We start from the raw sequence: 21376 nt of genomic DNA on the forward strand, positions 1-21376 counted from the left end.
ATCAATTTAAATAAGTTTCACCAGCATAATGACAAGAATTCAGGAGGCCCCATGTCCGTTTCCGATCCATTCCACCTTGCCATCCAGGTCCGAGATATCGATGAAGCGAGATCTTTCTACGGCGACTTCCTGGGCTGCCCTGAAGGTCGCTCCTCGGAAAGCTGGGTCGATTTCAACCTGTTCGGGCATCAGTTTGTCTGTCACCTCAACCCGGCCCTGAAGGACGCCCCCGTCACCAGCCATACCAACCCTGTCGATGGGCACGGCGTGCCGGTGCCGCATTTCGGCGTCGTGCTGGAGATGGAAGCCTGGGAGGCGCTCGCCGGCAAGCTCAAGGCACACGGTGTGCGCTTCGAGATAGAACCCTATATCCGCTTCAAGGGTGAAGCCGGCGAACAGGCCACCATGTTCTTCTACGACCCTTCCGGCAACGCCCTGGAGTTCAAGGCGTTCAAGGACCGAGACACCCAGCTGTTCAAGAAACAGTGACGAGGCGGATCGGGTGCTCGATTTCAAGGAGCTCGAAGCTTTCGTCTGGGCAGTGCGGCTGGGTTCGTTTCGCAAGGCGGCTTCACACCTGCACCTGACCCAACCCTCGGTGTCCGAGCGTATTTCACGGCTCGAATCGACCGTTGGCGAACGGCTTCTCGAACGCTCGGCACGCCCCATCCAACCCACAATGCGCGGGCGTGAATTTTTTCTCCATGCCGAGCGCATGCTGCATCAGCGCGATGAGGCGCTGCAGTTGTTCGACAGCGAAGAGACGTTTTCGGCACCTTTACGGGTCGGAACCATCGAGACCATCGCCCACAGCTGGCTGCCGGATTTCATGCGCCGACTCACCGGCAAATTCCCGGACTTGATTATCGAACTGACCGTCGATTATTCACCTGCATTGAACGACCGGCTCGACAAGAACGAACTGGATATCCTGCTGGCGATGAACGGATATCTGGCAGAGAATCGTATCGACAGCATGCCTCTCAGTCCCTATGAAATGGGCATGTTCATTGCGCCAGTCCATGCAGAGATGCTGCTGGACAATCCAAGCCAATGGATGGGCACGCTTCCCTTCATCTCCTTTGGCAAGAAGGCCAGGCCCTATGAAGAACTCCTTCAGTACCTGGCCCGCGAGAAACTGCAGCAGCCACAGATTCATAGCGTCAGCACGCTCATGACCATCGCCCGAATGACCATGGAAGGCCTCGGTATCGGCGCGCTTCCCGTCACGACGGTACTCGACCAGTGGCGCAGCGGAAAACTCTACCGTATCGCGCTGCCAAGGCCGCTACCGGACATGCACTATGATGTGATATGGCGCACTGCCAACCATCCACGTTTCTGTCGTGGCGTAGGCCAGCTGGCGCAGGCATGTGCCGAAGACTATGAGAAGCAACGTCAGGATGAAATGGAAGCCACTGATTTCGCAGGCCGTTGGGTGCGGCCGCAATATCCCACGACTCACCCGAAGGCAACATTACGACCATCAAAATGAACAAGAGGTCTTTACCATGCACAAGACGATAGCAACTCCCGTAATACTGGCGGCCGCCGTCGGCTTCGCAGCGACCGCACAGGCAGCGGAATGGACCATGGCGACCCCCTACGGCGATGCCAGCTTCCACACCAAGAACGTCAAGCAGTTCGCCGAAGACGTGTCAGAAGCCACCGATGGCGAATTGACCATCAACGTCCACAGCGGCGGCTCTCTGGTCGCTCACGGCGAGATCAAGCCGTCCGTCCGTCGCGGCACCATCGAAGCGGGCGAGGTCTTCCTTTCGGTGCTCTCCAACGAGGACCCGATCTTCGAAGTCGATACCCTGCCGGGGGTGGCCGGCAGCTATGAGGAGGCGTTTGCCCTGTGGGAGGCGACCAAGCCGATCATTTCCGAGCTCTTCGCCAACCAGGGCATGATGCCTCTCTATGCCGTGGCCTGGCCCTCCCAGGGCATCTACACCGATTTCGAGCTCAACGACCCCGATCAGTTCGAGGGACTGCGGGTGCGAGCACCCAATATCAACACCCAGCGCTTCGTGAACTACCTGGGCGGTAACCCCACTGAAACCGAAGAGTCCGATATCCCCACCGCCTTCAGCACCGGGCGGGTCGATGCCATGATCACCTCGACCTCTACCGGCAACTCGATGACCGCCTGGGATTACGTCTCTCATTACACCGATGCGAACCTGTGGCTGCCGAAGAACATCGTCTTTATCAACCAGCGTGCCTTTGACCGCCTGGACGAGGCTACCCAGGAGGCCGTTCTCGAAGCGGCAGCCCGTGCCGAAGAGCGTGGCTGGCAGATGAGCCGCGACGACAACGACGCCAGCGCAGAGGCCCTGCAGGAGAACGGCATCACCGTATCCACACCGAACGATGAAGTGGCAGCCGCTCTGCAGGCCGCAGGCGACAGGCTTTTCAGCGACTGGGAAGAGCGCGCCGATGATACGGCCAAGCAGGTGCTCGAGGAGTATCGCAGCCAGCGTGACGACTGAAGCCTGACCACGATGGCGCGGCGGCTTTCCGTCGCGCCCTCCCCTCGAGTACGCCGTGAGGCCAAGCCATGACATTCAAGTTCGACAAACTCTACCGCCTTGGGGCCTGGGGAGCGGCAGCCTGCATGGTCACTATCTGTGTCCTGATCTCGCTCCAGGTCAGCTTCAGGCTCATGGACGCGGGCCTGGTACTGCTTGGCCTGCGCCGCACCGGCCTGAGCATCACCGGGGTTTCGGAACTCGCCTCCTATCTGCTGGTCGGCGCGACGTTCCTCGGCCTTGCCTATACCTTCGTCCATCATGCCCATATCCGCGTAACGCTGCTCATCGCCCGGCTACCCTCTGCCATTCGGGTCTGGTTCGAAGTCTTCGGGCTGCTGGTTGCCCTGACACTCAGCCTGCTGCTGGGCTATGGCCTGGTTGAACTGGCCAGGGAGAGTCTGGCATTCAATGATGTGTCATCCGGCTTCCTGTCGATCCCCCTCTGGATTCCACAGACCGTCCTGGCAACCGGTGTCGGGCTGCTCTGTCTGGCGCTTCTTGAGGCGCTCATCATTGCCTTGCGCATCGCCGCCCGCGATCCCTCGAGCTTTCGCGAAGCGACGGCTACCAAAGACAGCGACATTCGCTGAGCCCGACCTGCATCCTCTCTCGGAGATACTCTCGTGCTGACACTGAGTCTGGCTACCATCTTCACGCTGGCACTGCTTCTTGGTAGCGGCGTATGGATCGCCTTCGCGCTGATCGGTACCGCCTGGGTGGCGCTGGCCTTCTTCAGCCCTTTTGCGCCGGGTCCGATCCTGGCATCGGACTTCTGGGGCGCCAGCTACGGCTGGGACCTGACCGCCCTGCCCATGTTCATCTGGATGGGCGAGATTCTGTTCCGCTCGGGGCTGGCCGACAGCATGTTTCGCGGTCTCTCGCCATGGCTCAACCGCCTTCCCGGCCGGCTGCTCCATACCAACATCATCGGCAGCGGCATGTTCGCAGCGGTCTGCGGCTCGTCGGCGGCCACCTGCGCTACCGTCGGCAAGATGACCCTGCCCGAGCTAGAGCGTCGCGGCTATGACAGCGGCATGGCAATCGGCACGCTGGCCAGCGCTTCCACCCTGGGCCTGCTGATCCCGCCCTCCATCGTCTTGATCGTCTATGGCGTGGTGACCGAGCAGTCGATCTCCCGGCTGTTCATGGCCGGTATCGGTCCGGGTCTGTTGATTCTGGCCCTGTTCATGACCTACCTGATCCTCTGGTCGCTGCTCAAGGGCAACCGCCAAGGCCTGACCGGGCATGATGAGTCATCGATGCCCCTGGCGGAGAAGCTGCGCCACACACTATCGCTGCTACCGGTCCTGCTGCTGATCGGTGGTATCATCGTCTCGATCTACGGTGGCCTGGCCTCGCCCACCGAGGCCGCAGCGGTCGGTGTGGTGCTCTCCATCGTGATTGCACGCTGCACCGGCAGCTTCGGCCTTGCCACCTTCAAGGCATCGCTGTTTGCGGCGGTCCGTACCGCCTGCATGATCGCCTTCATCATTGCCGGTGCCTCGTTCCTGACGTCGGCCATGGGCTTCACCCAGGTTCCCATGCAGCTGGCCCGGGCCATCGGCGAGATGGGGCTGTCACCCACCATGCTGCTGGTGGCGCTGACCGTACTGCTGCTGATAATGGGCTGCTTTCTCGACGGCATTTCGCTGATCTTGCTGGTCACGGCCATCCTGATGCCCCTGGTCAGCGCAGCGGGTTTCGACCTGATCTGGTTCGGCATTTACCTGGTCGTCGTGGTGGAAATGTCGCAGATCACCCCGCCGGTAGGTTTCAACCTGTTCGTGATCCAGGGGCTGACCGGCAAGGATATCGTCACCATCACCAAGGCGACCCTGCCCTTCTTCCTGTTGATGATGCTGTCCATCGTACTGCTGCACCTCTTCCCCGAGATCGCCCTCTACCTGCCCCAGGCGATGACTCGCTGAGGAAGCGGAAGCGCTGAATAATTAGGCAGTGTTTCCTGAGGATTCAACCGGCCGGATCCTGGCGCAGCGCGGCGCCTGCGTCGCGCTGCGCCAGCCGGGGATCCCGGGGGTAGTAGCGCTCCGGCTGGCGCTCCACATGGGCAAAGAAACGGGTGTCCTTGTAGGGCATCTTCATGAAGCCGGAGACCCCCAACCCTTCGATCAGACCCACCGCCGACAGGATATCGTCCAGACGCTGGCGGAACTCCGTCTCCCGCGAGGGATCCAGCAGCCGGTAATAGCTGTGGATCTTCAGGTGCTGCGGCAGTGCCTCGAAGATGATCATGCCGGTATGGTGGATCTCGTTGAGCGCCTCCAGTGAGAGGATGATCTCCTCGGGAAGTACCAGGAACTCCTCCGGATCGGGCCCATCCTCGAAGTAGCTGTGTAGCCGGCTTCGATCTTCCAGCTCGGGCATGGCACTGACGTCATAGCGCAGGACCATGCCCGGCTCGACCACGAAGGGACGGTCCGGCCCCTCTCGATCCAGGTGCAGGGTATCGCGGGCATTGAACAGGCAGCTCTTGAAAATCCCCTGCCGATAGATCGCCCGGGCGAGGTTGACCATATTGTTGACCGCCGCCACGAAAGCGGATTTGAGTTCCGCATCGTGCAGATTGAGCGATGTGTCGATATAGACACCCTCGGCTTCCCAGCGCACGGCCAGTCCGCCGACAACAGGATACTTCCCCAGGCGGCTGACGGCGGCCAGAAACGCCTTCTCGGTCTCCCCCATGCCCTGCATGAAATTCTTGTAGTAACGATCGAGCTGTACGTCGTTGACGTCGCTCAGTGTCTCCGGCGCGCCCTCCTCGCGCAGGAAGGCCTTGCGTGAACTGTAGACCACCGTATCGATCTCACGGCTGTAAGGACGCAGCCAGGTGGGCACCAGCGCCGCCTCCGGCGGTTCGGGCAGGTCGATCATGACCAGGCGTGAGAGCCTTGGCATCTCGCGGATGAAATGGTCGCCGGCACGCAGTCTCACCCGGGGGTCGGGGTCGAGCATGCCGTCGAGCATGCGAGCGAACTCCATGGGCAGGCCCAGCGAGGTGGCAGGAATGGCACGATGGCCGAAGCGACAGGACTGGGCGGACGCCAGGGCGTAGAGGGTGCCCGCCGTACCCTGCTCGTCGAAGCGCGGCGAGGAGAGCGCCCCGTTGAGCTGCTCTTCACCGATGAAGTAGACATCGCCCAGGCGGGCGTTGGTCTGCTGCAGGTTGTCCGACATCAGCTCCATGACGTTGGCCGCCACGAACTGCTGGTTGGCATCGAGCTGGGCGAATACCGAGGAGCCCCAGTCGATCAGTGCGATCTCCTCGTTGCGCGCATCGAAGACGAGGTTCGAGGGCTTGATATCGCCATGCACGATAGGACGCCCTGCCGGCCCCGACTCACGACGCAGCGTGCTCAGGATATCCGCCAGTTGCCCGGCGATACGCACCACCAGCCGGGGCGAGAGCCTGCCCTCGCGCAGCGAGACCTCCTCCAGGTTGAGCCCCGGTGCCCGCTGCATGACGAGGATCGACTGGTTACGCACCCGCTGATAGGCCACCAGCTGCGGCACCCGCGGATGGTCGACCTGCTCCAGCATGAAGGCTTCCTCCTCCAGCCGGTCCTGAAGGTGCTGGGGCAGGTTGACCCGGGTGAACTTGAAGACATACTCCTCCTCGAGAGCGGTCACCCCGGCGAAGACGAACCCGTAGGCTCCCTTGCCAATCAGGGCGATATCCCGGTAGCCCAGTTGAGCCAACTGGGCCTGACACAGCGCCACCCACTCCTTGAGCTTGCGGGCATCGTCGTGGCTGAGCAGGTAGATCGACTGCTCTTCCGGAATATAGAACTGCTGCAGCGGCGCCTGGGACATACGTCACCTTCCCATCCGATTACGCCGCCCCATGCCGTAGACGTAGCGATACGACATGAACCGGCGCCACTTATCCAAGGTGGAGGAGCATCGTTTCCGGACTCTCCAGATACCCTTTCCAGGCATTGCAGAAACGGGCGATGGTTCCACCATCGATGACACGGTGATCCCCCGCCCAGGTGATGGTCATGATCGCCCGCCGCACCACATCGCCGTTGTCATCGAAACGTGGCAGCCACTGGGTCTTGCCGATGGCGACGATGGCAAGTTCCGGGGCGTTGATGATCGGAGCCGCATAGGTTCCGCCCAGCGCTCCGATATTGGAGATGCTGATGGTGCCACCCTTGAGGTCGGCCTGATCCACCCGCCCCTCCCGCGCCGCCGCGGTCAGTCGCTCGACTTCCCGGGCCACATCAAGCAGGGTCCGGCGCTCCACGTGTTTCACGTTGGGCACCAGCAGACCGGCCTTGCTATCCACCGCCATGCCCACATTGCAGGAGGGCAGGTAGTGGATTTCGCTGACATCGGCGTTGAGGCGCGCATTGAGAATCGGGAATTCCTTCACCGCCAGGGCCATGGCCTTCATGAAGAAGGGCATCAGCGTCATGCGCGTGCCCTGCGCCTCGGCCTGGGGCTTGAGGCGGGCCCTCAGGGCCAGCAGCTCGGTGACGTCAATCTCCTCACCATACTGGAAGTGCGGGATGGTGCTGGCGGACTCCACCATCCGCCGGGCCATCACCGCACGCACACCACGGATCGGCTCGACGATGACCTCGCCTTCGGCGGCCGGAGCAGAAGCCGCCGCCGTCTCTGGCTTGCCGGTGCCACGGTCACCCACGGCCGGTGTCGCTTCACCACCCTGCTCGAGGTGGCGTAGCACGTCCTCCTTGAGCACTCGCCCCTGCTTGCCGGAGCCGGCGATGGCCTCCAGCGAAAGGCCGTGTTCCCGCACCAGCCGACGCACGGCAGGGCTCGCCGGGATACGCCCGTAGGGACCCTGTCCCGTCGTTGCCACGCCCACGCCCTGCGACGCATCCGAGGCCGGCTTCACCGCTTGCTCTGGCACCGAAGCTGCGGAGCGGGCCGGCTGCGGAGTCTCCGCTACCGCCGGCTCATAGCCGAACAGCGGCGCATGGACCTTGGCGATCTCACCCTTGGGAACGTACAGCTTCGTCACTCGCCCCGCCTCGGGCGCGGTGATCTCCACCAGCGCCTTGTCGGTCATCACATCGACCAGCGGCTGATCCTCTTCGATATGATCGCCCTCGGCGACGCGCCACTCCACCACCTCGCACTCGACGATGCCCTCGCCGATATCCGGCAGGATGAAATCGGTAGCGGCAACGGGGGCCGAGGCGGAGGGTGAACCCGGTGGGGTTGCCGTCGGTGCAGGGGCAGGCTCTGCTGTCACCGTTGCCTCCGGGGCAGCGCTTGCCTGTCCTCTGTCGCTGCTCTCTTCTGCCTCGCTCTCATAGGCAAACAGCGGCGCATGAACCTTGGCGATCTCGCCCTTGGGCACGTAGAGCCTGGTGACTCGACCGGCTTCCGGCGCGGTGATCTCCACCAGCGCCTTGTCGGTCATCACCTCGACCACCGGCTGGTCCTCTTCGATGACGTCACCTTCGCTGACACGCCATTCCACGATCTCGCATTCCACGATACCTTCACCGATATCGGGCAGCATGAAGTCACTCATCTTGCATCTCCTGTCCTGATATCGATCGTCAGAAATCCACGCTGGCCCGGATGGCCTCGTAGATCTTGAGGTGGTCCGGCATGTACTCCTTCTCCAGCGTCAGCGGGAAAGGGGTATCCATTCCGGTCACCCGTTCGATTGGCGATTCCAGGTACAGGAAGCAGCGCTCCTGTATGGTGGCGGCAATCTCGCTGGCAAAGCCGCCGGTGCGCGTCGCCTCATGGCTGATCACCAGCCGGCCGGTCTTGAGTACCGACTCGACAACCGAGTCCTCGTCCCAGGGCAGGATAGAGCGCAGGTCGATGATCTCGCAGGAGATGCCGGACTTTTCGGCCATCTCGACTGCCTTCTCGATCAGCTCCATCTGGGCCCCCCAGCCCAGTACCGTGACGTCGGTACCCTCCTTGGTCACCTCCGCCTCGCCGATGGGCAACTGGTAGTCATTCTCCGGAACCTCGCCGGTTGAGGCACGGTAAAGGCGCTTGGGCTCGAAGAAGATCACCGGGTCGGGGTCGCGGATGGCCGCCAGCAGCAGCCCCTTGGCCTGGTAGGGGTTGCGCGGCACCACGACCTTCAGCCCCGGCGTGTGGGCGAAGTAGGCCTCCGGCGACTGGGAGTGGTAGAGCCCCCCGGAGATGCCGCCACCGTATGGGGTACGGATCGTCAGGCCACCCACGTTGAACAGGTCACCGGAACGATAGCGGAACTTCGCCGTCTCGTTGACGATCTGGTCGAAGGCCGGAAAGATGTAGTCGGCAAACTGGATCTCGGCCACCGGCACGGACCCTTGGGCCGCCAGGCCATTGGCAAAGCCGATGATGCCCTGCTCAACCAGTGGCGTATTGAAGCAGCGGGCACGGCCATACTTCTCCTGCAGGTTGCTGGTGGCACGGAAGACACCACCAAAGACCCCCACGTCTTCACCGAAACAGAGGACCTTGTCATCCTCGGCCATGGCAATGTCCAGGGCATTGTTGATCGCCTGCAGCATGTTCATCTTTGGCATCTCAGGCTCCTTCCTGGTCGTCGCTGGCCTTGGCAGCATCGCTGGTGACACTGACGTCGGGATCGAGGGATCGCGCTCCCTTCGGATAAGCGTCCGGATACTTGCGGATGTGGGTCTTGAGCGCATCCAACTGACGCTGCAGCGCCGGCGTCACGTCGGCATAGACATCGGTGACGAGACTTTCCAGCGGGGGTGGCGGTCGCTTCTCGGCACGCTTCATGGTCTCCAGGACCTCGCGGCGGAGGCTCTCCTGCAGGGCCTTCTCCTCTTCTTCGCTCCACCACTCGCGATCAAGAAGCCAGCGCTGCATGCGCAGGATCGGGTCCTTCTCACGCCATGCCTCTTCCTCCTTGCGCGAGCGATAGCCGGAAGGGTCATCCGAAGAGGAGTGGGCAGCCAGCCGATAGGTCATCGCTTCGATCAGCACCGGTTCGTTCTTTTCGACGGCGATCATGCGTGCCTCCTGGGTGGCTCGATAGACCGCCAGAACGTCGTTGCCGTCGACCCGGATGACATGCATGCGATAGCCGAAGGCGCGCGGCGCGATGCCGTCGGCGGCAAACTGTTCTGTCGCCGGTGTCGAGATCGCATAGCCGTTGTTGCGGCAGAAGAAGATCACCGGCACCTTATGCACCGACGCCATGTTAAGGGCCGCGTGGAAGTCGCCCTCGGAGGCAGCGCCCTCACCGAAGAAGGTGATGGTGCAGTGCCCCTCACCGGCCATTTTCTGGCCGTAGGCGTAGCCGGCAGCCTGGGGGATCTGCGTGGCCAGCGGCGAGGAGATGGTCATGTAGTGCAGCTTTCGCGACCCGTAGTGGACCGGCATCTGCCGTCCCTTGCCGTAGTCGAGCTCGTTCCCGAACAGCTGGTTCATGAACTCGTCGTAGGTGAAGCCTCGATAGGCCAGCGCGCCCTGCTCGCGGTACTGGGCCATGATCATGTCGGCATCGTCCAACGCCGCCGTCGAGCCGATGACCGCCGCCTCTTCGCCGGTGCATTGCATGTAGAAGGAGAGTCGGCCCTGACGTTGGGCCGCCATCATGCGCTCGTCGAGAATCCGGGTCACAAGCATGGCACGATAGATCCTGAGCGCCTTCTCCTTATCAAGCTCGGGAGCCTCGGCGCCGTCGAACAGCGTGCCGTCCTGCTGCAGGAGCCGGAACGTGGGTATCTGGAATTCATCGCCGGTCATGAAGCTCGGCGAATAGATGTCGTATGTTGTTGTCATCATCCTGTTCCTTGGGTGGTGGCAGGAGGAAAACCGCCCCTTTTGAGGGCAGTGTTGACTGTAATGTAGTCGGCTGCCAGAGGTTGTCTCCAGCGTACCGCCAACGCTGGCTAGTTGACGTTAACGTAAGATGCCATCAAAAGCATCTATTTTACTAGTCCTCTCGCTGCTGACCTGATGAATCCACTACAGAAGTGCGCCACCACCTGCCAGATGCTTCACTAAGGAGCCTTCGGTCGCCGCAGCAGACGCTCGAAGGCACTGTCTACAGTGATCGCCAACAGCCCGATCAGCAGGGCGCCCTGTACGATATAAGCGGTATTGCCGTTGACGATGCCGGAAATGATGGGGTCGCCCAGGTTGCTGGCGCCTACCGTGGCACCAATGGCAGCCGTGGCGATATTGATGGTGACCGAGGTACGGATGCCGGCGAGAATAACCGGCGCCGCCAGCGGCAGCTCAACCTGACGCAGGATCTGGCTTCTGGTCATGCCCATCCCGCGTGCCGCTTCGTGGACGCCCGGGTCGATGCCCGAGAGGCCCGCCAGGGTGTTACGCACGATGGGCAGCAGGCCGTACAGCAGCAGCGCCACGATGATCGGCAAGGTGCCGAACCCGAGCGCCGGCACCGCAAGCGCCAGGACGGCCACCGGAGGAAACGTCTGCCCGATGGAGGCGACCTGGGCAACCAGCGGCAGGAAATCGCGGCCGGCCGGCCGCGTGACGGCAATGGCGCCGCCCACCCCCAGGAGGATGGCCAGCACCGACGCCACGGCTACCACGAACACATGCTGGCCCAGCAGCGCGGCAAGGCTCGTACGCTGATACAGCACCTGGCGGGTATCGGGCTCGATCAGCCGCAACAACGCCTCGAGCTGCGCCATGCCGAAGGTGAAGACCAGCAGCAGCGTCAGCCAGATCAGCGGAACGCCCCAGAACCGCAATCGATCAATCCGGTGGGCCGCATGGCCGCTCGGCACCGCCAGGGTATCGGTTTCGCTCATGACGACTTGGCACCCAGCAGTCGGCGCAGAGATAGCTCGCCGATGGGGATATCCTCGTCGTCGACCACCGTGAGGCGCTCGACCCGGTGCCACAACATGACCGACAGGGCCTGGCTCAGCGGCGCCCGGTAGGGAATGCGCTCACTGGCCAACAGCCGGGGCCCGAAGGGCGCCATGCGCTCGCTGACGCGAGTCAGTGACGCCTCCTTGAGTCCACGGTCCATGCCCCCCAGCAGTGACTCGACGAACGCATCGACCGGATCATGCAGCAGGTCGATGGGGCGCCCCTGCTGAATGATACGTCCCTGATGCATCACCACCAGGCGATCGGCCAGGGTCAGGGCTTCATCCATGTCATGGGTCACGAAGACCACGGTCTTGTTCAACCTCGCCTGGAGGTCCTGAAGCTCATGCTGCAGCGTTTGACGGGTTATGGGATCCAGGGCGCCGAAGGGTTCATCCATGAGCAGGATCTCGGGGTCGGCAGCAAGTGCTCGGGCAACGCCGACTCGCTGCGCCTGACCCCCAGACAGCTGGTGGGGATACTTGTCGGCGAACTCCTCGCGCGGCAGCCCGAGAAGGTCCAGCAACTCTTCGGTCCGCTCCAGGATCTTCGCGCGTGGCCACTTGAGCAACCGAGGAACCAGCCCGATGTTGCGTGCCACCGTCCAGTGTGGGAAGAGCCCGGTGTTCTGGATCACGTAGCCGATGCGTCGGCGCAACAGCTCCTCATTGAAGGAGCGCACCGGCTGGCCGTCGAGATGAATCTCGCCCTCGCTATGCTCGATCAGCCGATTGATCATGCGCAGGGTTGTCGACTTGCCGCAGCCGGAAGTACCCACCAGAGCGCAGAATTCCCCTTTCTCGACCCGTAACGAAATGCCGTCCACGGCGGTCTCGCTGCCGAAACGCTTGGTGACATCGAAGAGTTCTATCATGGGGTCCCTCCATGGCGAAGTCGATCGGCCAGCGCACCCAGCAGCGCATCGGCCACCAGGGCCAGGGCAATGATGGGCAGCGCACCGAGCAGCACCAGGTCCATCGCCGCCTGGCCCAGGCCCTGGAAGATGAAGGTGCCCAGTCCACCGGCGCCGATCAATGCCGCCACGGCCGTGAGGCCAATCGCCTGGACCGTGGTAATCCGCACCCCTTCCAGCACCACCGGCAGCGCCAACGGCAGTCGAACCTGCAGGAAGGTTTGCTGCCGACTCATGCCCATTCCCCGGGCCGATTCGATCACAGCCGGCTCAACCCCCTCCAGCGCGACATAGGTGTTTCGCACCATGGGCAGCAGGCTGTAACCCACCAGTGCCAGCCAGGCCGGCGCCCAACCGATGCCGCTCACTCCCATGGACGCCAGCCAGTCGAACCGTGCCGCAAGCCAGGCCAGCGGAGCCAGCAGCAGTCCGAACAGGGCCAGGCTGGGAATGGTCTGAATGACATTGAGTACGCCGAAACCAGCCTTGCGTATGCCCCGGTAACGTCGCATGCAAAGTGCCAGCACGATGCCGAGTAAAAGGCTTGCACCCACCGCAGCGCCAACCAGGAAGAGATGATAGAGGATGGCCGAGACGAACTGATCGCTGCGCCCCTGGTACTCACGGTAGATTGCCAGCGGCTCGAGCCAGAGTGACAACGAGAGCCACCAGGCGAGAATGATAGGCAGCAGTAACAGCCATCCGACCGCCCGCGAGAGCCTCAGCCGGGTGCGCAGTTCGATCAGCACCAGCAGCCACAGGAACAGCAACAGCCAGAGCGAGGAGCCGATCCCCAGCCGCGCCTGGGGCATGTCGGGATCGGCCAGGGCCATGACAGCCGTTGCCAGCCACAGCGGCATCGCCACCAGCAGCCCGATCACCAGGGCCAGGGCGGCCTGCAGGCGTCGGGCATCAGGCCGCCAGGCCAGACCCATTATCGCCAGCATGGGCAGGCTGGCCAGCAGCGCAGCCCACCAACCATGTACCTCGTGGGCGCGATGAGGTGTGCCGGCGACGAGGCGATTGGGAGCGATATTCACCACATCGAGGGCCAGCCAGGCGAGCAACCCGACCGACATCAGACACAGCAAGACCCAGTTGGGTGAGGACCTGTCAGTCGTCACGCACTATTCCGGTAGGTCGGCAAGGAAATCCTCGGCAACCCGACGCGGGTCCAGCCCATCGACGGCCACCTGACCGTTGAGCCGCTGCAGCGTCTCGAGATCCAGCGCCTGGAAAACCGTTGCCAACAGCGATTCGATCTCGGGATGCGCCTCAAGCACGGCTTCACGCACCACCGGCGCCGGTTGATAGACCGGCTGAACCCCAAGCGTATCCTCCAACACCACCAGGTCCAGCGCACCGAGGCCACCGTCAGTGCCGTAGGTCATGGCCGCGTTGACGCCACTGGTCTGCTGGGCAGCCGCCCGCATGGTGGCAGCGGTATTTCCCCCAGACAGCACCAGCAGCTGATCCGACGACAGCTCGAAGCCATAGGCCTGCTGGAAAGCCGGCAAGGCCTGCTCGGACTCGACGAACTCCGCACTGGCAGCGAATTTGAACTCGCCCCCCTCCGCCAGGTAATCCGTCAGGTCCTCCAGCGTGGCAAGCCCGTGTTCACGAGCCAGGTCGCCACGGACACTCATGGCCCAGGTATTGTTAGCATCTGCCGGCATCAACCAGACCAGCCCCTCCTCGGCGTCGAGATCACGCACCGTGGCATAGGCCTCATCCGGGTTATTCCACACATCGCTGTCGGCCATGTCGAAGAAGAAGGCACCGTTGCCGGTATACTCGGGATAGAGGTCGATTTCGCCGGCCTTCAAGGCGCTGCGCACGATGCTGGTGCCACCCAGCTGCAGCCGGTCCTCGACCTCGATGCCGGCCTGCTCGAGGCGCTGGATGATCAGCTGGCCAAGCACCGAACCTTCGGTATCGATCTTCGAAGAGACCACCACGGGGCCGCTGGCCTGGGCCGCAGTCAGGGTCAGCAGGGAGGCCGTCGTCAGGACTGTCAGGCCGATCAGGGAGCGCTTCATCGTCACCACCCATTGCTTGTGAATGTTGATTGAGTATAAGGGGTGTACAGTTTGCCTGTCAGACCCGATCTCAACGCGGGATGTTATTTTCCATGCTTGCAAGCGGCGACCCAAACCTCGATCACTGCCATCACCCGCTGGTTCGCGACCTGGCCTGGCTCGTGCTGGCACCGGATCTTATCTGCACCGGGTGGCCGGGACGCCCCTCACGAGAGGCCTTGGGACTGGTAGACGACCGTCAGCTCACAGACTTCCTGCACCGACTTGAAGCTGCGCCACAGGGGCTCGAACGACGCGTAGGCAGCACCGTTGACGGCCGCATGGGGCTCTATCACGAAAGACTCTGGCAGTTTTTGCTGGATGCCGCCCCCGGCACGCGGCTGCTGGCGCATAACCTACGCATCCACCAGGGCAAGCGCACCCTGGGCGAACTTGACCTGCTCTATCGTCGGCGTAACGATCCCATGCCTTTTCACCTGGAGGTGGCCATCAAGTTCTATCTCGGCCTCCCTGCTGGCCCGGGCGATAGCTGGGACCAGGCGCGCTGGATCGGCCCCGGTGGGGCCGACAGCCTGGCAAGCAAGCGCGAGCACCTCCACCGCCATCAGCTGCGCCTGACGGAGCGTGCTGAAACACGCCTGGCTATCCGCCTCCACACCCGTCCACGGGATATCGGCCCCACCCCGGAGCCGTTTATCCAGCCGCAGCTGGCGATGCCCGGCGTGCTCTTCTATCCCTGGCGACAAGCCTTGCCGCCACCCCGGGAGGCGGCCCACGGGCATCTCAGGGGGGAGTGGCTGCGCTGGGGGGAGTGGCGCAACTTTCGCGACGGCCTGCTCCGGGGGACCCGCGCCGCCTGGCTGGCCAAGCCACACTGGCTGGCCCTGCCCAGAGACGAGGCGTTCGCTCCCCTGCCCGACATTGAAGCTCGCCTGGCGCAGCACTTCCTGGGCCACGGCTCGCCGATCCAGATCGCCCTGCTGGCAGGAGGCACCCGCCATACGGGCGATGGCTTTCGGCGGCTATTCGTGGTCGCTGATGACTGGCCGCGCCAGATCCCGCTGCCGCCCGCAAAAGCCCTGGGCTGAACGCAGAGCGCCCGGCCAAGGGCCGGGCGCTCTGCCGGGTGACGTCTCCGCTAGTCGGTCTTCTCCAGCACCCAGCTAGTCCCCTCGCGGGAATCCTTGAGGATGATGCCAAGGGCCGCCAGCTCGTCCCGAATACCGTCGGCGGCGGCAAAGTCCCGGGCCTTCTTCGCTTCCGCACGGGCAACGATCTTCGCCTCGATCTCTGCCTCACTCAGCGGCAGCTCACCGGCACCGCCCTTGAGGAACGCCTCGGGTTCCTGCTGCAACAGGCCAAGCACGCTACCCAGGCGCTTGAGCTCATGGGCAAGGCCGGGAGCCAGCCCCGGCGTTTCCTTCTTGGCCCGGTTCAGTTCGCGGGCCAGGTCGAAGAGCACCGACAGCGCCTCGGCGGTGTTGAAGTCGTCGTCCATGGCGGCGATGAAGCGGTCTTCGAAGTCACCATAAACAGCTTTGGCGAGCGCACGATCGTTTTGAATGGTTTTTTCATCTTTTCCATCCACCCCAACGCCATCCAAGGCGTTGTAGAACCGCTCGAGGGACTTGCGGGCATCTGCCAGGGAGTCCGGGGCGTAGTTGATGGCACTGCGATAGTGGCTGGCCACCAGCAGGTAGCGCACCACCTCCGGGTCATGCGATTCGAGCACCTCGCGAATGGTGAAGAAGTTGCCCAGGGACTTGGACATCTTCTCCTGGTCCACCCTCACCGCGCCCGCATGCATCCAGGTGTTGACGTAGGGCTTGCCGGTAGCCGCCTCGCTCTGGGCGATCTCGTTCTCATGGTGCGGGAACGTCAGGTCCGGCCCGCCGCCATGAATGTCGAAGGTCTCCCCCAGGCAGCAGGTCGACATCGCCGAGCACTCGATATGCCAACCCGGCCTCCCCTCGCCCCAGGGCGACGACCAGCTCGCCTCGCCGGGCTTGGCCGCTTTCCACAGCACGAAATCGAGCGGGTCCTCCTTGTGCTCGTCGACCTCGACCCTGGCCCCGGAGCGCATCTCGTCCAGGTCGCGGTTGTTGAGCTTGCCGTAGCCCTCGAACTTGCGCACCCGGTAGTAGACGTCGCCGTTGCTCGCCGCGTAGGCGTAGCCCTTGTCGATCAGGGTCTCGATCATGGCGATGATCTCGGCCACATGCCCGGTGGCACGCGGCTCATGATCCGGACGCAGCACGAAGAGGCGCGCCTCGTCCTCGTGCATGGCGGCGATCATGCGCTCGGTCAACGCGCCGATGCTCTCGCCGTTCTCGTCGGCACGCTTGAGGATCTTGTCGTCGATATCGGTGATGTTGCGCACGTAGGTGACGTCAAGACCGCGCCAGCGCAGGTAGCGGGTCACCACATCGAACGCCACCATCACCCGGGCATGGCCCAGGTGGCAGTAGTCGTAGACGGTCATGCCGCAGACGTACATGCGCACCCTGCCCGGCTCGATGGGTACGAACGTTTCCTTGCGGCGCGTCAGCGTATTGTAGATCTGCATGTCAGCCCTTCTTCTGAGCGTCTTTGTTCTGGATCTTGGCCCAACTGTCCTTCAACCCGACGGTGCGGTTGAACACCCGCTTGCCGTCGCGACAGGCGTGGCGGTCGGCACAGAAGTAGCCCACGCGCTCGAACTGGAAGCGCGACTCGGGTGTGGCATCGGCCAGGCTCGGCTCGCCCATGGCCTGGCAGACCTGCAGCGACTCGGGGTTGAGGTGCTCGAGGAAGTCGGCGTCCTTGTCCTTGTCCGGCTGTTCGACCAGGAACAGATTGTCGTAGAGGCGAACTTCCATCGGCACGGCATGGGCCGCGCTGACCCAGTGAATCACGCCCTTGACCTTGCGCCCCTCGGGGTTCTTGCCCAGGGTGTCGAAATCCACCGAGCAGCGCAGCTCGGCGATCTCGCCGGAGCTGTCCTTCACCACCTCGTCACAACGAATCACGTAGGCGTTGCGCAGTCGTACCTCCTGGCCCGGCGCCAGGCGGAAGAACTTCTTCGGCGGTTCCTCCAGGAAGTCGTCCTGGTCGATGTACAGCTCGCGGGTGAACGGCACCCGGCGCACGGGCATGTCCTCGCGGGCGGGGTGGCCCGGCACATCAAAGACCTCTTCGTGATCGTCGGCGACGTTGGTCAGCACCACCTTGAGCGGCTTGAGCACGCACATGGCCCGCGGCGCGTTGTCCTCGAGATCGGAGCGAATGGCGTGATAGAGCATGGCGATGTCCACCAGGCCGCCATCGGCGCGGGTCACGCCGATCATGTCGCAGAACTTGCGGATCGACCCCGGCGTATAGCCGCGGCGACGCATGCCGGAGATGGTCGGCATTCGCGGGTCGTCCCAGCCGTCGACGATACCCTCGTCCACCAGCAGCTTGAGCTTGCGCTTGGAGGTCAGGGTGTAGTTGAGATTGAGCCGGGCAAACTCGATCTGGCGCGGCTTGGCCGGCACCGGCAGGTTCTCCAGGAACCACTCGTAGAGCGGCCGGTGATCCTCGAACTCCAGGGTACAGATGGAGTGCGTGACGCCTTCCAGGGCATCCGACTGGCCGTGGGTGAAGTCGTAGGAGGGATAGATCTTCCACTTGTCACCGGTCTGATGGTGATGAGCGTGGCGAATACGATAGAGGATCGGGTCGCGCAGGTTGATGTTCGGTGCGGCCATGTCGATCCTGGCCCGCAGCACCTTCTCGCCCTCGGCGAACTCGCCGATGCGCATGCGCTCGAGCAGATCGAGGTTCTCTTCCGCACTGCGTGTGCTGTAGGGGCTCGGCCTGCCGGGCTCTGTGAGGCTGCCGCGATACTCGCGAATCTCTTCGGGAGAGAGGTCGTCCACGTAGGCCTTGCCCTCCCGGATCAGATGCTGCGCCCAGGCATAGAGCTGGTCGAAGTAGTCGGAGGCAAAGCGCACTTCGCCCGCCCACTGAAAGCCCAGCCAGGCCACATCCTCCTTGATGGCATCGATATAGGCCTGCTCCTCCTTGGCGGGATTGGTATCGTCGAAGCGCAGATGACAGTCCCCACCGAACTGCTCGGCCAGGCCGAAATTGAGACAGATCGACTTCGCATGTCCCACGTGCAGGAAGCCGTTGGGCTCCGGCGGGAAGCGAGTGACGATCCTGTCGGCCTTGCCGGCTTCTATCTCGTCGCGGATCTGGTTGCGGATGAAATTCGGCGCGCTGGCGGTATCGGTGGACATGTTGATGCGGTAAACCTCTGGTTGAATCGCGGCCTATGGAAACTTCCCTATGGGCGCGAAGCCCGTGTCGTGGGCTGTCGTAGAGTAAGGAACAACCCGACGCGCTTCGCGCATCGATACAAAACCGCTATTATAGCGTCACGCCCCTGCACGGCGCCAAGGCGCGCCTGCTATTGCCAAAGCCAAAGCGCACAGGAAAAAGCGATGATCGTTCTAGAGACCAACTTCGGTGATATCACGGTTGCCGTGAATCACGAGAAAGCCCCGAAAACCGCCGCCAATTTCGAGCAGTACGTACGCGATGGTCATTTCGACGGTACGCTGTTTCATCGGGTGATCCCTGGCTTCATGGTACAGGGTGGCGGCTTCGATCAGGAGTTCAACCAGAAACCAACCCGCGACCCCATCGAGAACGAAGCCGACAACGGCCTCAAGAACACCCTCGGGACCCTTGCCATGGCGCGCACCCAGGACCCCCACTCTGCCACGGCGCAATTCTTCATCAACGTGGCCGACAACGATTTCCTCAACCACAGCGGCAAGAACATCCAGGGCTGGGGCTACTGCGTCTTCGGCGAGGTAGTCGACGGCATGGGCGTGGTCGAGAAGATCACCGCCGTGGCTACCACCCGTCGTGGCATGCACGCCGACGTCCCGGCCGAGGACGTGGTCATCCAGCGGGCCTACATGAAGGATGACTCTGCCGAAGCCTGACAGGATCGAAGCGCAACACGACCGCCTGCCCGGGCGTGTTGTGCAGCTCCTTCATGACCCAGCCCAGCGAGATGTGGCCCATGAGCACCCTGATAGTTTCCGACCTCCACCTGCATCCTGAAGCGCCCGAGGTAACCGATGGCTTTCTCGGCTGGCTCCGGGAACGAGCCAGCGGAGTGGATGCCCTCTACATACTCGGCGACTTCTTCGAGGCCTGGATCGGTGACGACCTGCTCGACATGGTCGATGCCGATGCCAGCGGCAATGCCGCCCTCGCCGCGGATATCGCCACCGCACTGCGCCGGCTCGCTGACGATGGCACAGCCATCTACCTGATGCATGGCAATCGTGATTTCCTGCTCGGCCAACGCTTTGCTGCCGCTGCCGGCGCCAAGCTGTTGTCCGACCCGGCCCTGGTCATGTTCCATGACGAGCCGGTCCTGATGATGCACGGCGATAGCCTCTGTACCCGGGACGAAGCCTATATGGCCTTCCGCAGCCAGGCTCGCCGGCCCGAATGGCAGCAGCAGGTACTGGCCATGCCGATTGCGGACCGAATTGCCCTGGCGGCTTCGCTGCGCCAGCAGTCCGGCGAAGCCACCTCCAACAAGGCCGATGACATCATGGACGTGACCCCAGACGAAGTCGTTCGGGTGATGCGCGACCATGGCGTCACGACCCTCATCCACGGCCACACCCATCGCCCGGCGGTCCATGAGCTCGACATCGACGGCACCCCAGCCCGGCGCATCGTGCTGGGTGACTGGCAGCCCGGCATAGGCTGGGAAGTGGCCATCGGCAATGACGCTCGCCCGACACTACAGCAGATCGATATCTGATGTATTCACTGCCTTCTGGCACCGAGAATCATTCCGTGCAGGCCGCCAGCTCGGCCTGCAGCGCCGCGGGATCGGGTAGACTCCCCGTCTCCCCGATCACCTCCAGCCGGGAATCCAGCCGCCACACGCTGGGTTCCAGCCTGGCAGCGCCATCACCACGGTTATAAAGCTTCCAGCCGGCATCGGTCTTCAGGACTCCCTTGACCCGCAGCTCCGGTGACAGCCGATCGAGCACACCGGTCAGGCGATCCAGGTCGAAGCGCGTATCCGGGTGCCAGCGCCATCCCAGCGTGGTATAGCCCAGCGCCGTTGCCGTCTCGTGCATGGGCTGCCCCCGCTCGGGGCGCGACAGCGCATCGTCATCGAGCCGCACCACCCGCTCGCTTTCGGCCGCGACCCGCAGCCGGTCGTGGGCATCGCTTGCGAGTGGCACCTCCGCCATGGCGGCATGTCCTTCACTCTGAAGCAGCCGTGATATCGGCAGCTGCCCATTCGGCGCCTCGAGGATCCATTTCCTCGCCGGCCAGTGATCGGCCGCATGACGGTGCGCCGCCTCCACCTGCCCGGACGAAGCCAGGTCGGTCTTGGTCAACACCACGGCATCGGCCATGGCCAGCTGGTCGCGAAAGGTCTCGTGCTCCCGCACCCGTGGCTCATCGAGACGCCCCGGGTCGAGTACCACGATGATGTCGCGCACATCGAGAATGCCGTGGAAGGCCTCACCTCGCAGCACATCGAGAAGCCCGGCCGGATGCCCCAGGCCCGACGGTTCGACGATCAAGCGATCCGGTCGATGGCGGTGAAGCAGGTTGACCAGCGTCGCCTGCAGCACGAAGGCAAGCTGGCAGCAGAGACAGCCTCCGGGCAGCCCTTTCACCACCAGGTCTTCCCTCGACTCGAACATCGCCTGGTCGATACCTACCTGGCCGAACTCGTTGATCAGAATCGCCCAGGTCTCATCCGCCGGCTTCTGGTCGATCAGGCCACGGATCAGCGTGCTCTTGCCGCTACCGAGGAAGCCTGTCACCAGATGCACGGGTATCGATTCAAGCGGTGTGTCGGTCATCGCACGCCTCCATGAAAACTCAATCGGTCCATAATGTTATATGATAACACTTAGCGTGTCACTCAGCCGCCATGGCCTTCGCCTGGCAGCGTCGAACGCATTTTGATGATAACGGTATAAATCCAGAGCATCGAGTAGGAGGGGGAGTCGCCTCCCCCGTCCTCTCACACCACCGGG

19 protein-coding genes are annotated in these 21376 nt (G+C 63.1%); 8 read left to right on the top strand and 11 right to left on the bottom strand.

The window, feature by feature from the left end; translation table 11 throughout:
- Positions 1-51 precede the first annotated feature (51 nt).
- The 5 genes from KZO25_RS16955 (at position 52) to KZO25_RS16975 (ending at position 4465) form a co-directional block, all read left to right on the top strand.
- The gene (locus KZO25_RS16955; RefSeq protein ID WP_223137887.1) at positions 52-489 is read left to right on the top strand and encodes a VOC family protein; all 438 of its coding nucleotides are present in this window, start codon (positions 52-54) and stop codon (positions 487-489) included.
- Between the two features lie 13 nt (positions 490-502).
- Entirely contained in the window at positions 503-1495 is a 993-nt protein-coding gene (locus KZO25_RS16960) for a LysR family transcriptional regulator (protein ID WP_223137888.1), read from the top strand.
- A gap of 16 nt (positions 1496-1511) precedes the next feature.
- Complete coding sequence (locus KZO25_RS16965) at positions 1512-2495, top strand: TRAP transporter substrate-binding protein (protein ID WP_066446862.1); 984 nt, start codon at positions 1512-1514, stop codon at positions 2493-2495.
- Positions 2496-2563: 68 nt separating this feature from the next.
- Positions 2564-3127, top strand: coding sequence for a TRAP transporter small permease (locus KZO25_RS16970; RefSeq protein ID WP_066446861.1), 564 nt, complete (start codon positions 2564-2566; stop codon positions 3125-3127).
- A 33-nt stretch (positions 3128-3160) separates the two neighbouring features.
- Positions 3161-4465, top strand: a complete 1305-nt coding sequence (locus tag KZO25_RS16975; RefSeq protein WP_066446855.1) for a TRAP transporter large permease — start codon at positions 3161-3163, stop codon at positions 4463-4465.
- 43 nt (positions 4466-4508) lie between these two features.
- Here KZO25_RS16975 and KZO25_RS16980 read toward each other — a convergent pair whose 3' ends face one another.
- From KZO25_RS16980 to KZO25_RS17015, 8 genes are all read right to left on the bottom strand, one after another.
- Complete coding sequence (locus tag KZO25_RS16980) at positions 4509-6368, bottom strand: protein kinase domain-containing protein (protein WP_223137889.1); 1860 nt, start codon at positions 6366-6368, stop codon at positions 4509-4511.
- Positions 6369-6438: 70 nt separating this feature from the next.
- Positions 6439-8064, bottom strand: a complete 1626-nt coding sequence (locus KZO25_RS16985; protein WP_223137890.1) for a dihydrolipoyllysine-residue acetyltransferase — start codon at positions 8062-8064, stop codon at positions 6439-6441.
- A gap of 28 nt (positions 8065-8092) precedes the next feature.
- Complete coding sequence (locus KZO25_RS16990) at positions 8093-9070, bottom strand: alpha-ketoacid dehydrogenase subunit beta (RefSeq protein WP_043516957.1); 978 nt, start codon at positions 9068-9070, stop codon at positions 8093-8095.
- Between the two features lies 1 nt (position 9071).
- Positions 9072-10298 carry a thiamine pyrophosphate-dependent dehydrogenase E1 component subunit alpha gene (locus tag KZO25_RS16995; protein ID WP_066446850.1) on the bottom strand — a complete coding sequence of 409 codons (1227 nt, stop codon included), beginning with the start codon at positions 10296-10298 and terminating at the stop codon, positions 9072-9074.
- Between the two features lie 221 nt (positions 10299-10519).
- Positions 10520-11302: an ABC transporter permease gene (locus tag KZO25_RS17000; protein WP_223137891.1), complete on the bottom strand. Its 783-nt coding sequence runs from the start codon at positions 11300-11302 to the stop codon at positions 10520-10522.
- Complete coding sequence (locus tag KZO25_RS17005) at positions 11299-12240, bottom strand: ABC transporter ATP-binding protein (RefSeq protein WP_223137892.1); 942 nt, start codon at positions 12238-12240, stop codon at positions 11299-11301. Before KZO25_RS17005 ends, KZO25_RS17000 begins: the two co-directional genes overlap by 4 nt.
- The gene (locus KZO25_RS17010; RefSeq protein WP_223137902.1) at positions 12237-13358 is read right to left on the bottom strand and encodes an ABC transporter permease; all 1122 of its coding nucleotides are present in this window, start codon (positions 13356-13358) and stop codon (positions 12237-12239) included. The genes KZO25_RS17005 and KZO25_RS17010 overlap by 4 nt, the downstream gene beginning before the upstream one ends.
- 48 nt (positions 13359-13406) lie before the next feature.
- Positions 13407-14318: an ABC transporter substrate-binding protein gene (locus tag KZO25_RS17015; protein WP_223137893.1), complete on the bottom strand. Its 912-nt coding sequence runs from the start codon at positions 14316-14318 to the stop codon at positions 13407-13409.
- A 92-nt stretch (positions 14319-14410) separates the two neighbouring features.
- Between KZO25_RS17015 and KZO25_RS17020 the strand changes: the two genes are divergently transcribed.
- Positions 14411-15406 (top strand): DUF1853 family protein, encoded by a 996-nt coding sequence (locus KZO25_RS17020; protein ID WP_223137894.1) that lies wholly within the window; start codon positions 14411-14413, stop codon positions 15404-15406.
- Between the two features lie 50 nt (positions 15407-15456).
- Here KZO25_RS17020 and cysS read toward each other — a convergent pair whose 3' ends face one another.
- Complete coding sequence (gene cysS, locus KZO25_RS17025) at positions 15457-16884, bottom strand: cysteine--tRNA ligase (RefSeq protein WP_223137895.1); 1428 nt, start codon at positions 16882-16884, stop codon at positions 15457-15459.
- 1 nt (position 16885) lies between these two features.
- Positions 16886-18580, bottom strand: a complete 1695-nt coding sequence (locus tag KZO25_RS17030; protein WP_223137896.1) for a glutamine--tRNA ligase/YqeY domain fusion protein — start codon at positions 18578-18580, stop codon at positions 16886-16888.
- Between the two features lie 204 nt (positions 18581-18784).
- On the opposite strand from KZO25_RS17030, the gene KZO25_RS17035 reads away from it, so the two are divergent.
- Complete coding sequence (locus KZO25_RS17035) at positions 18785-19294, top strand: peptidylprolyl isomerase (protein WP_223137897.1); 510 nt, start codon at positions 18785-18787, stop codon at positions 19292-19294.
- A gap of 80 nt (positions 19295-19374) precedes the next feature.
- Positions 19375-20133, top strand: coding sequence for a UDP-2,3-diacylglucosamine diphosphatase (locus KZO25_RS17040; RefSeq protein WP_223137898.1), 759 nt, complete (start codon positions 19375-19377; stop codon positions 20131-20133).
- Positions 20134-20161: 28 nt separating this feature from the next.
- On the opposite strand, the gene KZO25_RS17045 is transcribed toward KZO25_RS17040, so the two are convergent.
- Complete coding sequence (locus tag KZO25_RS17045) at positions 20162-21199, bottom strand: CobW family GTP-binding protein (protein WP_223137899.1); 1038 nt, start codon at positions 21197-21199, stop codon at positions 20162-20164.
- Between the last annotated feature and the right edge of the window lie 177 nt (positions 21200-21376).

The sequence above is a fragment of the Halomonas sp. ANAO-440 genome (genome assembly GCF_019915905.1).
Taxonomy (GTDB): Bacteria; Pseudomonadota; Gammaproteobacteria; order Pseudomonadales; family Halomonadaceae; genus Halomonas; species Halomonas chromatireducens.